Consider the following 16,226-nt stretch of genomic DNA (forward strand, 5'->3'; position numbering starts at 1 on the left):
AATTGTCGGGAGGACCGTCCCCCCGACAATTTTCAAATTATTACTCTGCGATAGAAATAACAACAACAGACTTCGCTGGTAATTCGACTTTAAGCGTGTTTCCGTCAGCTTTGAAGCCAGTAAAATCAACTGGTTTTACGTTTTCTGGATTTTCAAACGTGTTATGCGCATTCATTTCTTGAGCTGTTATCATTCGTCCAGTTACATCTTTTAAATCTGCTCCACGTAAATCTAGATCAAGCGTAGCACTCTTTTCTTTATCCATATTACACAAAGAAACATTGATTCGGCCGTTTTTCTTAGAAGCAGATCCATTAACTTGTTCGTATGAAATATCTCCGTAAGTTACTTCTTCTACTTCAAGGTCTAACGCAACTCTCTCGGCATCTTGGTGTACTTTGTACATCTCAAACACATGATACGTTGGAGTTAAAATCATTTTTTCATTTTCTGTTAAAATCATTGCTTGAATAACGTTGATCATTTGAGCAATATTCGCCATCCGTACTCGGTCGTTGTGGTTATTAAAAATGTTTAGGGAAGCACCGGCAACTAGTGCATCACGAACCGTATTTTGCTGGTAAAGGAAGCCTGGGTTTGTACCAGGTTCCACATCGTACCAAGCACCCCACTCATCAATGATCATGTCAATACGCTTTTCAGGATCGTATTTGTCCATAATCGTACCATGGCGTTCAATTAACTCCTCAATATATAACGTCTTTTTCATCGTGATATCCCAGTCGGCTTCAGAAAAGTTAGTTGCGGAACCTTTGTTTTCAAATCCACCCGGGTGGACATAATAGTGGACACTTAATCCATCCATGAAGCGCGCAGCTTCACGCATTAATACTTCTGTCCAGTTGTAGTCGGCCACGTTCGGTCCACCAGCAATTTTGAAAATTTTATTATCGCCATAGTTACGTACATATGTTTGGAAACGACGATATAGATCAGAGTAGTATTGCGGTCTCATGTTACCACCACAACCCCAGTTTTCATTTCCCACACCAAAATACTTTAATTTCCATGGCTCTTCTTGACCATTTTCTTGGCGCCAGTTAGCCATTGGTGACTCCCCGTCAAATGTCATGTATTCGACCCATTCTGACATTTCTTGAACTGTACCACTACCAACATTACCGTTAATGTATGGCTCTGCACCTAACATATCACAAAGCATCATGAATTCATGTGTCCCGAAGTGGTTGTTTTCGATAACGCCGCCCCAGTGCGTATTAACCATCCGCTTACGACTTTCACGTGGGCCAATCCCATCTTTCCAGTGGTATTCATCAGCAAAACAGCCCCCAGGCCAACGAAGAACCGGAACTTCGATGTTCTTTAAAGCTTCTAATACATCGTTACGGATACCGTTTGTGTTCGGAATCGAAGAATCTTCCCCAACCCAGATACCTTCATAAATACATCTTCCTAAGTGTTCTGCAAAGTGACCATAAATATTTTTGTTGATTATACCTCTATTTACATCTGCATTTAAAACAGCTTTATTTGCCATTAGTATTCCTCCTATTAATCATTTGTTATATTAAAATAATTGTTATATGAAAAGAGTTAGGACAGCTGTAGTAGCATGGATGCATGCGGTTCTAATGTGTAACTTATTTTGCCTTCAACCTCACCTAACTGTTGTTTCTTCCATAGGTCTCTTGCTAGTTTAGTAGATTCTAATTGAAGTTCCTCCCATGTCACGCTAACTTCTGCTTGCTCTTCACTTGCATTAAACAACGCTACATAAGTGTTACCTTCATCATCTTTTGAACACCAAACAATTCGGTCATCTTCTCGGTACACTTGTCTAGCACCATAAGACTCTCGGTGCACCTTTAGTACTTCTTCATTCGTAATTAATTCCAGTGTCCATTCGTCATTATCACGGAGTTCTCCACCAAACATTAACGGAGATCTAAAAATCGACCAAAGCGTCATCATCGTCACTTGCTCATCCTTAGTGAACCTTGACAAGCGGTCAGCACCGCCACCGTCCACTGACCGAATACCGATATGACCTAACGGAAGCATATCTGCATCAGGCCAGTGCCCAAGACCTACATTCTTGCTCCATTTATAACACCTTGTAAACATATCATGCAGTAAGTGCCAGTGATCCCAATAATCATCTGTCATTCGCCACATGTTAGCATTTTCTTCAAATAAACTAGCGTGCTCAAGTGGTGCAGGACCCGGTGATAAGCTCAAGACCATATCTCTGCCACAGTGATCAATTGCCTTGCGAATTGCTTTTATCTCTTCTGTATGCGCGCTATACAATTTCGAATCAGCAATATCGTCAACCTTAACGAAATCCACTTCCCACTCTGCATATAGTTGGAACAAGGAGTTATAATAGTCTTGAGCCCCTTCTTTGTTCATATCCACACCATACATATCTGTGTTCCACGGACATATGGAATTTGGCTTTGCAATGTCACGTGCGCGTTTATCCGTTCCTAACAATTTCGTGTTTTGATGGACTGCTTGCCTAGGTATTCCGCGCATAATATGAATCCCGAATTTTAAACCGAGGCTATGTACAAAATCAGCTAACGGTTTGAAGCCGTTTCCACCTTTTGCGGATGGAAAACGATTTTCTGCCGGAATTAACCGAGAATATTCATCCATTTTCAGTGGTACGAACGGGCGGTAAACAGAGGATGTTGCCCCCGGCTCAGACCACTGTATATCAACAACCACATATTCCCAGCCATATTGTTTCATGTGTTCGGCCATATATTCAGCATTGCCTCTTACTTCCTCTTCTCTAACCGTTGCACCGTAACAATCCCAACTATTCCACCCCATCGGTGGTGTTTGTGCAAATTTATGATGGTTCATTAAAACCCTCCTTAGATGAAGCATCACCTAATAATTAAAACGCTTACAACAGAGGTTCATTTAGTAATTTTTCTTTAAAACGTACTACCTCTAAGTAGAACTTTAAAACTTGAACGTACATGATATTTATTTTTAACTAACAACAAATAATTTGTACGTATGTTAAGATTATGAAAAATCAGCATATTTGTCAAGAAATTATGTGTTAGATTCACACTTTTTTCCTAACATCAAAAGGAAGGGAACGCCCTTTTCTTTGCGACGCACCCTTATCTTATTAATTTCTGTCATTTACTATTTTCACTTCATATACAGCACCAGCAGCGTTACCTTCTTCTGACTTAAACTTAACGGTCACTTTATCCTTACCTTCTGTTAATAATCTCGGAATCTCATAATACTCGTCAAAAAGTTCACCTGGCTTATTAAAGTGAAGCTTCTCTTTTCCAATAACTTGGCCATCAACAAGTATTTCAAAATACCGTTCATACATCTTTCCATCTACATGTAAATTAGCGTCACTGCCATAATAAGTAACCACTATATACATCTGTTTGTCACTTTCAACGGCCATATCATAACTGAAATAACCATCTCCTCTACTATCGCGCCAACCTGAGTGTACAACGTTTAGATAACCAGAGAATGAGTTTTCCGCCTGCATATTGTGATCAACTTCTGGTTGTTGTTCATTCGGATTCACAATATCAACTGTTATTCTCCGTCTTCTATCCGCTTCCTCTTTTTCCGTATCTTTATAGGTTGCAAATTCCGTAGTATTCATCATTTTCCAGTATAAGGAATACCTCTGATGGTGCAGCTGATAGAAAGGAACTAGTGTTATCGAAACATTTCCTGGCTTTCCGACTGCTTCCGTTTTGAATACTAATTGCAATGGATCTTTACTAATCCATTCATTCGGATCTTCTTTATCCGTGACTAATACCGGAACATCAATTAATGGATGATTGTTTAATTCTTGATGGTCGTCAAGGATATCTGTCTCAGGATAATTTTCCCGCCCTAGTGCCCCAGCCAATACAACCGGACCATACATAATAGACTTTTTCAATCTATCATCTTTTGCTTGATAAATGTGAAGGTTAATTGGTAATTCTACTTCGACATGGTCACCTACTACCCAATCTTTAGTTACAGTTAGATAGCCATTTTCCACTTTTCCATTGACACTCTCTCCATTTACCGTAACCAAAACCTCTCCTGCAGCCCAGTAAGGTACTCGAATTTTTAACGATAGAGAGCTATTATCCGTATCTTTAAATACTAGTGAAATTCTATTCGTTTCAGGGAACGTAGTCTTCTGTTCAATGGTTATGTCTCTATCTTCAAGATCAATTCTTGATGCAATAAACAGGTTAACAAAAAGATCATCCCCATTACGATAATAAATACTTCTCGTATATCTTGCTGGGTTTTCCATTCCTGTCCCTGTACAGCACCAAAATGAGTTATCCGCTGAGCAGTACACTTTGAAGTGCCCAGGTTGTGTTGATACAAAGTATGTCTTCATACCTGAGTCCGGATCTTGTGAAGCTAAGATGTGATTATACAAAGCTCGTTCATAAAAGTCGATATAGTTTGAATCATGCGACCAATCAAACAAGTGCTCGGTAAGCTTTAACATATTATATGTGTTACAAGTTTCGGTTGTAAGAATCCCAAGCTCTTCAGCATTTTCCGGGCCAAAGTGTTCTCTTATACTATTCCCACCGATAACATAGGACCTGAAGTTTGTCACTTGATCCCAGAAAAATGTTGCAATTCTCTTGTACTTTTCCTTACCAGTAATATCGTAAAGCTTGGCACAACCGATAACTTTTGGTATTTGTGTGTTGGCATGCTTTCCTTCTAAATCATCTTCACCTTTTGCCAATGGCTCTAGTACTAATTCATGATAGAATCTTTCCGCTAGCTTTAAATAATCTTTATTTTCCGTAATGAGATAGAGGTCTGCGAATGCCTCGTTCATACCACCATGTTCACACGTCAACATCCGTTGAAATTGTTCATCCGTGATTTTATCTAAACCTTGTTTCGCCCAATCTGCCAGCTTGATTACAACTTCTAAAGCTTTTTCATTGCCTGTATAGTTGTACGCATCGATTAATCCCGCATAGATTTTATGAATACTATACCAAGGAACCCATGATCCACCTAGATTAAAGTGACCAACCTCAAACTCTCCACTAAAGACGTTATCAAAGCATTGCCTCGGGAAACCGCTAACATAACCTTGATCATCTAAGCTTTGAATATATGCTAACTCATCAATTGCATAATCTAATTTTTGCTTTAGTAATGGACTATTTGATACAGAAACCATTACAGCTGCAGCTGACAACCAGTGTCCGATAGAGTGTCCAGCAATACCAGTTGATTCCCAACCACCATAACGAGGCTTTTTCGCTTCACGACCAACCGCCTCATAACACGGCGCAACTAGTCTGTCGACATCTAAATATAATAAATATTCTTTTCCCTTTTCTTGTGAATCTTGGAATAATCCAGGTAAGAGATTGACGTTTCCCATAAAACTTCTCCTCTATTTACAAAATTTAAACCAATCTTTAATTTTTATTATGCAACTACTTCAACCACCTGTGAATTCACGATTATTATAAAAACCTATCTTTTTTTTGGATTACCTTTGGTACAATTAAGAAAAGCGCAGGCGTCTGGAGCGGAAATCAACTAATAGCAGTTACCTGCGAATTGTATAAAGTAACAATATTTTTTTAAAAACGCCCACTAAAGGGGGAAAAATGATGCATGAGGTTGTAATAAAATCGAGCCAGCTTCCTCTTGTTCGAGAAATAGGCTTTATGAAAGATGAACAGGGTGTATTACGTCACCCCAATCGGTTAATGAAACATATTAACGTCTTTGTCTTTGTGAAAAAAGGACGCCTTCAAGTGTGTGAAGAAGGGAAAGAATACATACTAACCGCTGGTGACTATCTGTTTCTAAAACAAGATGTACGTCATTGGGGCGAAGAATTATACATGCCCGGTTCTGAGTGGTATTACATTCATTTTTATCAGCGATTAAACGATAGCGATCAAGAAAGATACCCGGAATTTTCTCCATTCCAACAATCAAAGATTATGATTGAAGAAGTATATGACACCATACTCACCCTACCAAAACAAGGGAAGTGTCTAAATCCCGATTTAATAGAATTACAGCTTGCTAAAATTGTGAAAGATTCAGAATTAAATTTTCCGATTAAACCATTACATGTTTCAACGTTAACTTATCAATTTTTTCTAGATCTCTATACGGAAAAAATAAATGCCTCACAAAATTCAAGAACGAACCATGTCGTCAATCAAATGATTACTATGTTTAAAAAGACGGAGAACAAAAGGCTAAAGAGTACTGACATCGCTAAGGAACTTGGTATGAATTATACCTATTTATCTACACTATTTAAGCAGCAAACAGGAAAAACTATCACCCAATTCCAAAATGAACTATTAATGGAAAAAGCAATTGACCTTTTCAAAAAAAGCGATAGAAATGTATCAGAAGTAAGTGAGGCGTTAGGCTTCTCAAACCCTTATTACTTTAGTAGAGTATTTAAAAAAGTAACAGGTGTATCTCCATCTAATTATTTAAGTCACCATTATTTAAATTAATGACCATTTATACCAAAAATCGGGTTGAATTTTACTAGTTTTTAAGTTACTATTTATTTCCCTGACAAGAAATAAAAGATAAGGCGGTGGTATATTGGTAATTCGCGTTAATGGGTTAGCTAAATCATTTAAAGTAGCAAAACGTTCTAGTGGATTGACTGAAGCATTAAAAGCACTGTTCTATCGAAAGCATACAATTGTCCAAGCACTTCAAGATATTTCATTTTCAATTGAGCCTGGTGAAATCGTTGGTTATATTGGTCCAAATGGAGCAGGCAAATCCACAACCATTAAAGTAATGAGTGGTATCCTTGTCCCCGACCAAGGAACGTGTGAAATTATGGGGTTCACCCCGTGGAAGAACCGGGCTAATTACGTGAAGAACATCGGCGTTGTTTTTGGCCAAAGATCCCAGCTATGGTGGGATGTTCCTGTTATCGATTCTTTTGAACTATTAAAAGATATCTATAAGGTATCGTATCATGATTATCAAGAAAACCTAACGATGCTCATCGATTTATTAAATCTAAAAGATATCATACATACACCAGTTAGACAGCTTAGTTTAGGACAGCGAATGCGTTGTGAAATAGCTGCATCCCTCATCCATAATCCAAAGATACTATTTCTAGACGAACCAACGATTGGTCTAGATGCGGTCTCCAAAATTGCTGTTAGAAAATTCATCCAAGACTATGCAAAAGAAAAGAAGGTCACAGTTGTCTTAACGACACATGACATGAGTGACATCGAAGCATTAGCAACCCGTATTATTTTGATTGGCAAAGGACAACTATTTTATGACGGTAGCGTTACCACATTGCGCGAATCATATGGCTCACAAAAAATTCTGACGATAGACTATCAAAAAAGCAATGTGGAGCTAGATACATCCCTACAATCATTGATTTTATCTAAGACTGAAGAAAGAATAATCCTTCGTGTTGATACAAAAACAGCAAATGTTTCTAAGATTATCGGTCAACTTTCCAGCCAAGTGGAATTAATCGATGTGTCAATTGAAGCAGAACCGATTGAGGACATTATTATAAAATTGTATAAGGAATATCAGATATGAAACCTTATTATTCCGTTCTAAGACTACGACTTGTCCACGGAATGCAATATCGTTCAGCAGCTTTTGCTGGGATGGCAACCCAGTTTTTCTGGGGATTTATGTACATTATGATTTTTGAAGCTTTTTTTAGCCATACAAATAGTAACCCACCAATGACTTTGGAACAAGTGGTGGCCTACATTTGGCTCCAACAGGCGTTTCTTGCGTTAATTGCCTTGTGGTTTAGAGATAATGAAATTTTTGACTTGATTACGAAAGGTAATATTGCTTATGAGTTATGTAGACCATGTGACCTATATGGCTTTTGGTATGCTAAATTACTCGCACAACGAATCTCTGCTGCGCTTTTAAGATCAATTCCTATATTACTTGTTGTTTTTATACTACCAGAGCCATATCGATTAACGATACCCGAAAATATCGAAACCTTGCTATTGTTCGTCATGACGATGTTTGTTGGTTTATTTATCCTTGTAGCAATTTCCATGTTCATTTACATTAGTGTTTTTTTAACGATGTCACCAACCGGCTCTCTCCTTATGCTTGGAGTTGTTGGTGAATTTTTTGCCGGGTTAATTATCCCAATCCCATTTATGCCAGACTGGCTACAAGCAATCGCCTATGCCCTACCTTTTCGGTGGACAATGGACTTTCCTTTCCGCATTTATTCCAGTAACATTTCTGAAACGGACGCTTGGGTTGGCTTAGGCATACAACTAGTTTGGCTATTTGTGCTAGTTAGTCTCGGACGAATTGCACTAAAAGGTGCACTAAACAAAGTAGTAGTTCAGGGGGGCTAGCGCAATGTTTATTTTCGGAAAATACTTAAGCATTTTATTAAAAGCTCAAATGCAATATCGCGTGTCCTTTTTACTATTATCGTTTGGACAATTCTTCGTTCCGTTTTCTGTTTTCGCAGGTTTGTATTTCTTATTCGAACAGTTTGGCCAGATTAAAGGATGGAGCTTTTATGAGGTTGGGCTTTGCTTTGCCATTATTCACATGGCATTTGCGATTAGTGAATGCTTTGGGAGAGGCTTTGATTCCTTCTCTCAGCTTGTCGCAAGTGGAGATTTTGATCGTTTACTTGTCCGTCCACGAAGTACGGTGTTACAAGTATTAGGCTCTAAATTTGAATTTACTCGAATCGGAAGGTTATTGCAAAGCTTGACCGTTCTTATTATTGTTCTCGTCCATATCGAGATTGACTGGACTATTGCCAAAGTAATTACGATGATGCTGATGGTTGTAAGTGGGGTATTTATTTTTGTTGGAATTTTCATTCTTGCCGCAACCCTTTGCTTTTGGACGATCCAAGCAATCGAAGTCGCAAATATTTTTACCGATGGAGGTAGGGAAATCGCACAGTATCCATTAGATATTTATAAAAAATGGGTGACGCGGTTCTTCACATTCGTTATCCCATTTGCGACAACAAACTATATACCACTAAACTATTTGCTAGGTAAAACTGATAGCTCGGACCTTTTCTATGTATTTATCCCACTTGCCGGCATTTTGTTTATCCTTCCATGTTTACTAATTTGGCATTATGGTGTAAAGCATTACCGATCAACAGGATCATAATTTATTATACAGCCCCGGACACTAAAGGGAATAATTTGACGTGCTAAATCAGTAGATAAGTTTAACTATTTGAGTGTACAAATGAGAGACAGTCACATAAACTAGTTTATGTGACTGAAATTAAACAACAACAACAGCAAAAACCATAAAATTTATAGAGCATATATCAGCCCATAAAATAAATCAATTAAATAATAACTCTACAATTAACTCAAACTATTTATTTCCGTTTGCTAAACCCTCAATCTCCGAAGTTGAAAGAACACCTTGATAAATCTTTAACTCATCAATCATGCCCTTAAATGGCGGATCCCACCAGTTTACACCTAATCCAAAGGTTAGACCATCCGATGTGAATACATTAGGAAAATTATCTCCCGTAAATTTCTTGTTTCCATCAATATATACAGATACTTTTCCACTATCAACAGTCATTGCCAGATGAGTCCATTTATTTTTTCCAACAGTTAATCCAGTTGAAGCGTCATACCAGCTTGAGCTCCCTGACCAAACCATTGTATTGTCATCAACAGGACCATTTAGGACAAAGCTTATCCAATTTTCAGAATTTCTAGCACCAAAGAACGTCGTTGTAAAAGGTGTTATCTGTTCCGGATTTACCCAGTAGGATACAGAATAAGAGTTACTTGATATTAAACCACTAGGTAAGCGCACACCAGACTGACCATTAAAAACGGCAGCTTTTCCAGATTCACCAGGAGAATAGGATATGGACCCACCTGTATTGTTAATTCGATCACCGGTTACGTTACCCTCACCAAAGTCACCTGCTGTATCACTTAAATTATCCTCAAATGCAAAGTAAGCAACTAATTCTGTCTTTTTGTTAGGTAAAATAGTTACTTCAAAACTCTTTGTTTTGGATTCATCACCCTTGGTAACTGTTGCTGTAAGAGTCGCAGTTACATTCTCTGAACTTGCATCTGGACGGTTAACCTCACCGGTTGAGGATATTATATTCTCATCTGAACTTTCCCAAGTAATAGTTGTACCTTGAATTGCTTCTGTCGGAAGTTCTAAATCCTCGGTAACATTATTGGTTCCCTTGAGCTTTAAATCGTCAACTATTCTACTTACCACATCCTCATCGGAAAAAATCGGCATTTTACTTCCCCAGACAGTAACACCTTCATTCGATACCGCTGTAAATGTCATAACATACTGTTCGGAAGCAGGGTCCCATTGTTTAACAAACACCCCTTCATAAGTGAATTTATTTATTTTTAATTCCACGTAATAATCATCAACTTTTTTCCATGTTCCATCAAAAGCACCAGAAATAGTACTATTATCGTTCAATACAACTAATTCTGACTTTTTAATTCGATCAGTTGTATCTTTTCCGTGATTAATGAATTTATAGGAACCGGTAATTTCATCATTAGTTACTTTTGATAATTCATCCCTTGTTGTATAGCTATAAGGTGCAACTACTGGCCAATCACTTTTATTCATGAACAATGGATGAACACGAGTACCAAATGCTTCACCTCTGTTAGGAAAACGAGTATGGAAGGCAATAAACTTTTTATCTAGTTGTTCGTCATAAAGAACAGAATTATGCCCCGGTGAAACGTAACCGACACCGATTCCTTTTCCTGGTTCACCTAACTTACGATCAAACAAGAAGTTACCCATTAGCTTGTTGCCGTATAGTACATTGCTTGCACCTCTTGATAACACTGCATTTTGACCCTTGGCATCTAAATATGGGCCAATTGGACTTTTAGATCGGAATACTCTCATATTATAACCACCATCAGCACCTAACCACCCGTATGTTACATATAGATAGAAGTATTTTGTTTCTTCATCATAAATAACATAGGGTCCTTCACCTGATTCACCGTATCCACCAGAAATTTTCGTTCCAAAATAGCTATCAATTAATCTTCCGTCCTCTGTCTCACCATCTACCCCTGGATAAATGCCTTGCCCTGTTTCCTCATCAATCTCTAAGGCAAAAATCCCGCCTGACCAAGAGCCATAAACCATCCACAGTTTACCCTTTGTGTCATAAAACAAATTTGCGTCGATTGCGTTTGGATAGATTTGATTGTTATAAGAATCGTCTCTGTTAAACCAATCATCATTAGCCCCTGTTAGAGATCCTTGATCAATCAAGCTTTGAATATTTGTATTCGTCCACTTTTTGTCCACTTTACTATTTTTATCGTATGCCTCATCTTGTGTAAATCCAGAGTAAACAACTGTATCTACGTATTGATAAGGCCCTTCAATATTTTTAGATACAGCATACCCAATTGCTGAACGAATATAGGTGGAAGATACACTGTAATAAATCATGTATGCACCTTTCGTTCCATCCCCATTTACATAATTATCATTCCAAAAAATGTCTGCTGCCCATACAGCAAATCCACCTTTACTATCTGCATCATCTTGTCCTGCCCATTGAAATGATTCCGCTAAATTTTCAGGTAAGTTACCGTACAGTTTATTATTAGTCGTTGCATAACCATTTGTAAATCTAGTCCAGTTCATCAGGTCTTTTGATTTTGCTGCCTCGATATGGGTTCCAAATACATAATACATATCATCCGCTTTAATAATTGATGGATCATGGACCGAGACAGGCTTAAATTGTGGAGTATCAACTTGTTCATTGGATAGTAAAGTATCATTCTCTGATTTTTCTTTTTTTATCGGATTATTATCGTTCATAACTAGACTGACTATGGTTGTTAAGACAACGATTGAAATGACTAGGATTGTTGTTTTTATAAATTTATTACTCATATCCCTAACTCCTTTCTATTCTAGTTTGTTATTCTACTATATCTTTTGCTTTCTTCTTCTAATCTTCCAATTTACCACAATAAAAATAATAACCGTTATACCTACTACTAAAGAAAAAATTAAATAGACTGATTGTCTTTGTTCCCCCGATTGGTCAATAGGGGATGTATTTGGTGACTTTGCAAGTCTAAAAGTACTATTTATTTTTAATTCTTCACTGTTTACTTTGCTTAATGCTAAGTTTCCATCTCCAGAATTAGTAAGGTATAATTCTGGTTCTCTATAGGATTGATAGGATAACCAATTTTCATTAGCTAAACCCTCTATTATCTTAAATGTGGCCTCATCGTTAAACCTCATCGAACCATCATGTTTTGCTAAAACAACTTCATCACCTTGAATCTTTAAATAGTATCCCGGTTGTGTCTCTGCTTGGAATGATACATAACCTTCCCCATCTGACGCTAAACCAGGAACGATATACCACATAAAATTATTTCTGTTCTTTAACAATTCATTTATTTTAATCGAATCATTTAAATAGGCAACAAATCGGTTATCTTCGCTGTATGATTGGATGAATTGACTTTCACCTGTAATACCTGATGCAGTTGGAATAATTGGATTTATTGTACCATCATTGTTAAACACCACTTTTTCGAGCGATACCGATCTCCGATACTGACCACCTGTTGGTAAGGCACTAGTATGGTAAAAAATATACCATTCATCTTTATACTCAATAATTGCTGGATGGCTTGTGTTACTTCCACTTCGATCATTTATACCTTTTGTTAACGACCTCATTAATGGACCTTCGTACTTCCATGGCCCTGTAGGACTATTACTCACAGCATATCCAAGTAATTCAGGGTAGTTCATCGCAAAAGCTAGATAGTACTTATCACTTTTCTTAAATATCCAAGGCCCCTCCGTAAATGCACCTGGAATACCTTTGATTTCGACACGCTTAATTTCTCCATCAATCTCTATCATACTTTCTTTTAATTTCACATAATACAAATTCGTATTTCCCCAATATAAATACGCTTGTCCATCATCATCTACAAAGACAGTTGGATCAATATCATCCCAAGCTTGCTTCCCCATAAACTCAGGGCTTGCCGTCATACTATTGCTAATCAATGGCTTCCCAATAGCGTCAGTAAATCCTTTGGCAGGACTGTCAGAAACTGCGACGCCAATTGCATAACCAGGGTCATCTGGATCACCATTTAATACAGTCGTGTACCAATAAAACTTTCCATTTCTTTCAATTGCCTGCGAAGCCCATGCCGAATCATTTATTGCCCAATTAAAGACTTGTCGAGACATAGAACTTTCTAACGTCCAGTCTTGTAAATTTGATGAAGAATAAATATTCCACTCTTTAAGTACAAAAAAGTTATCGTTCTTATTGGCTTGATCATGACCTACGTACAGGTAAACTTTGTCACCATAAACTAATACGGCCGGATCTGCAGTAAATTCCGTTTTTATAATTGGATTATCAGCAAATGAAGCAGATGGAAATATAAATACAGTAAATACAACGACTAGTAATAAAAAGACTAGTCTTTTCCCAATAAAATTATAGTTCTTCCTATCAATGTGGTTGTTGAGATCCATATGTTAAGATCACCTTTCAATTCTATTTATTCCATCTCTTTATTGTAATGAATACGCATTGAAGACGTAGATAGTTCAAAACCACCAAATCTAATTTTGGTGGTTTTGAATCTTTTAAATATTAGTAGTTTAGCTCCTCAATCGCTGCTTGTCTGTATTCATTTATTTTATCCGTTAAATCTTGTGCTATATCATAAGCATTTACTTCACCATTAACAACTGCCAGCTCTACGTCCCCATATTCTCCACCAAAGTAAACTTCATCTAGGAATGTTTGGAAACCAGGTTGAGCCGCACCACCTAATGGCACTGGTTCTTTCGCTCTTGCTAAGAAATCATCATAGTATTTTTCTTCTGGTAGAAGCGCTCTTAATCCACTCCAAATGTCTTCATCTTCGATTAAAGGAAGTCCATCTGGATGTTCGAAAACTAATGTTCCATCATCATTTTTCAAAGTTTGGAATGCTTCTAATTTAGCTTCCCAACCTTCTTTTCCCCAACCCATGAACTTAAGCAACTCATAGGCTTCTCTTGGGTATTCTGTTGCAGAAGAGATTGTACCGAAATCAACAAAGGCTGGTTTACGATTTGTTTCTGCATTATCACCTTTTGGTACAGTATAAGGTACCCATTTAATACCTTTATCGATAAACTCAGGTTGTTTAAACAAACCTACTGTCCACCATGCATCTAACTGCATCGCCACACGACCAGTACTTGCTGCCCATAGTAAACGGTCACCAAATGCTGCTTCTGCCTCATCTGTGTCAAAGAAAGGAGCATGTACTCCACTTCGTACAAATTCTGCACGTTGGGTTACGGCATCTGCCCAGTCTCCTGTCAAGTCGTATTTTTCACCATCAAAGCCAAATTCCGTAAGTGCATCTAGATTTACAATTGGAGCGATTGTAAGCAATTTAGTAAATGTGTTGTATCCGAAAATACCCTCTTCCGGAACAGTCATTTGTTGAATTAAGTCAATCATCTCGCTGTAAGTCCAGTCAGGTGATGGCATTTCTACGTTTTGTTTTTTGAATAAGTTTTCATCCAGGAACACTGTGTAAGGTAAATTGGTAACTGGTGCTGCAAGTTTTCTTTCCCCGTCAAAATAACCTTGTACTTTTAATGAACTTAAAATATTCTCTGATTCAGGATCCGCTTCAAAATATTGTGTCATGTCACCAAGCCAGCCATTTCTAATAGCGACGTCTACGTTACCTAGATACCAGAATACATCTGGGAGTTGACCAGTACTTGCTAAGTTCGTTAAGTTATCATTCCACCCTTGAAACTCGACTGGAACAATTTCTACTGTAATGTTCGGATATTTTTCCATAAACTTTTCAGCTAGGAAGTTGTTCAAATCTGCATTTGCCCAGCTAGCATATGTTAAAGTAATCTCTTCACCTGTCATCGGAGCAAGTCCTGCTTCTCCATCTGCTTGACTTTCGGTTGTTTCTGTTTGTTCACTGCCACTACCGCTATCCTGTGTTTCATCGCCACCATCATCTTTGGAACAACCAGCAAATATTAACACGAGAAAAACCGCAAGCAATAAGCCTAAAAACCTTTTCATTTTCACATACCCCCAGTTTATTTTATATTACGGTGTGTTTATTCACCGGTAATACCTGTACGATCGACACTTTCAACAAAGTATCTTTGCAAGAAAAAGTAAACAATAAGTAACGGCAGAATGCTAATAACTGTTCCCGCCATTTTAATACCTTCATTAATTTTGTTCGGACTATTTTCCGTAACTGGATACATCGTTTGGTAATTTTGTTCAAACTGTTGAAGCTGCAACAATATAGTTGTTAATTCATTTTTTGAACTAGTCAAATATAGCGTTGTTAAATAAGTTTCATTCCAATACCAAACAAACGAGAATAGAAAGGAGACGATAAAAGCCGGAACAGCCATTGGAATAGCAATTTTTATAAAACTAGTTAATTGGCTAGCTCCATCAACCTCAGCTGCTTCATATAAAGACTTTGGCGTCTGCATGAAGAACTGGTAAAAAATTAGGATGAAGATCGCACTATTAAACCCTTGGCCTAAAGCAGCAGGTATAATAAAAGCATTCAATGACCCTGTCAACTCTAGTGTGCTAAGCAACCGATATGTCGGCATCATCAATATTTGCGGTGGTATAATAAAGCTAAAAATCATCAATCCAAATAATAACTTCTTTAATGGAAATTCAAATCTAGCAAAACCATATCCTACCAATGACGCAACAATCACTTGAAATATAGTAGGAACTAACGCAATTAACATACTACCAGTAAACGACTCTCGCATATTCATGACCGAGAAGGCTTGTTTATAGTTTTTCGTATACAAGTCTGTTGGTATCCACTTCACGGACATATCCAACAAGTCTGATAGCGACTTCATACTAGTAATAAACATATAGAGCATTGGGTACAAGTAAACAAAACCAATACTAACTAACAACGTGTAGATAACGAATTTCATGATAAAGCCTTTTCGATCATTGAAACCAAATAGAAATCTCGCTAATCTTGCTTTACCTAATCGCCATTTTTCCTTGTAGCTAAGATCACTGTTTGTTAAGACCGTATAAAAGGATCTTGCTTTTGACATTGCCATTCACTTCCCCCCCTTTCTAG

Annotated in this window: 11 protein-coding genes; 4 read left to right on the forward strand and 7 right to left on the reverse strand. The window is 37.6% G+C overall.

Annotated elements, in window-relative coordinates:
* Nucleotides 1-40: 40 nt before the first annotated feature.
* The 3 genes from NC799_RS07970 to NC799_RS07980 all read right to left on the reverse strand — a co-directional run bounded on the left by NC799_RS07970 (nucleotide 41) and on the right by NC799_RS07980 (nucleotide 5,407).
* Nucleotides 41-1,519, reverse strand: a complete 1,479-nt coding sequence (locus tag NC799_RS07970) for an alpha-N-arabinofuranosidase (RefSeq protein WP_272445892.1) — start codon at nucleotides 1,517-1,519, stop codon at nucleotides 41-43.
* A gap of 56 nt (nucleotides 1,520-1,575) precedes the next feature.
* Nucleotides 1,576-2,856, reverse strand: coding sequence for a glycoside hydrolase family 27 protein (locus tag NC799_RS07975; protein WP_272445893.1), 1,281 nt, complete (start codon nucleotides 2,854-2,856; stop codon nucleotides 1,576-1,578).
* Between the two features lie 277 nt (nucleotides 2,857-3,133).
* The gene (locus NC799_RS07980) at nucleotides 3,134-5,407 is read right to left on the reverse strand and encodes a glycoside hydrolase family 127 protein (protein WP_272445894.1); all 2,274 of its coding nucleotides are present in this window, start codon (nucleotides 5,405-5,407) and stop codon (nucleotides 3,134-3,136) included.
* 235 nt (nucleotides 5,408-5,642) lie between these two features.
* Here NC799_RS07980 and NC799_RS07985 point away from each other — a divergent pair, with 235 nt between their 5' ends.
* The 4 genes from NC799_RS07985 to NC799_RS08000 all read left to right on the forward strand — a co-directional run bounded on the left by NC799_RS07985 (nucleotide 5,643) and on the right by NC799_RS08000 (nucleotide 9,180).
* Nucleotides 5,643-6,515: an AraC family transcriptional regulator gene (locus tag NC799_RS07985; RefSeq protein WP_272445895.1), complete on the forward strand. Its 873-nt coding sequence runs from the start codon at nucleotides 5,643-5,645 to the stop codon at nucleotides 6,513-6,515.
* 91 nt (nucleotides 6,516-6,606) lie between these two features.
* Entirely contained in the window at nucleotides 6,607-7,593 is a 987-nt protein-coding gene (locus NC799_RS07990) for an ABC transporter ATP-binding protein (protein WP_272446080.1), read from the forward strand.
* Nucleotides 7,590-8,393, forward strand: coding sequence for an ABC transporter permease (locus NC799_RS07995; RefSeq protein WP_272445896.1), 804 nt, complete (start codon nucleotides 7,590-7,592; stop codon nucleotides 8,391-8,393). Before NC799_RS07990 ends, NC799_RS07995 begins: the two co-directional genes overlap by 4 nt.
* 4 nt (nucleotides 8,394-8,397) lie before the next feature.
* Nucleotides 8,398-9,180, forward strand: a complete 783-nt coding sequence (locus NC799_RS08000; protein ID WP_272445897.1) for an ABC transporter permease — start codon at nucleotides 8,398-8,400, stop codon at nucleotides 9,178-9,180.
* A 216-nt stretch (nucleotides 9,181-9,396) separates the two neighbouring features.
* Here NC799_RS08000 and NC799_RS08005 read toward each other — a convergent pair whose 3' ends face one another.
* From NC799_RS08005 to NC799_RS08020, 4 genes are all read right to left on the reverse strand, one after another.
* On the reverse strand, nucleotides 9,397-11,961 hold the full coding sequence (locus NC799_RS08005; RefSeq protein ID WP_272445898.1) for a LamG-like jellyroll fold domain-containing protein: 2,565 nt from the start codon (nucleotides 11,959-11,961) through the stop codon (nucleotides 9,397-9,399).
* 36 nt (nucleotides 11,962-11,997) lie between these two features.
* Nucleotides 11,998-13,590, reverse strand: coding sequence for a family 43 glycosylhydrolase (locus NC799_RS08010; protein WP_272445899.1), 1,593 nt, complete (start codon nucleotides 13,588-13,590; stop codon nucleotides 11,998-12,000).
* Nucleotides 13,591-13,711: 121 nt separating this feature from the next.
* Entirely contained in the window at nucleotides 13,712-15,166 is a 1,455-nt protein-coding gene (locus tag NC799_RS08015) for an ABC transporter substrate-binding protein (protein WP_272445900.1), read from the reverse strand.
* A 38-nt stretch (nucleotides 15,167-15,204) separates the two neighbouring features.
* Nucleotides 15,205-16,206 (reverse strand): carbohydrate ABC transporter permease, encoded by a 1,002-nt coding sequence (locus tag NC799_RS08020; RefSeq protein WP_272445901.1) that lies wholly within the window; start codon nucleotides 16,204-16,206, stop codon nucleotides 15,205-15,207.
* Nucleotides 16,207-16,226: the final 20 nt, after the last annotated feature.

Source organism: Aquibacillus salsiterrae (genome assembly GCF_028416595.1).
Lineage (GTDB): Bacteria > Bacillota > Bacilli > Bacillales > Amphibacillaceae > Aquibacillus_A > Aquibacillus_A salsiterrae.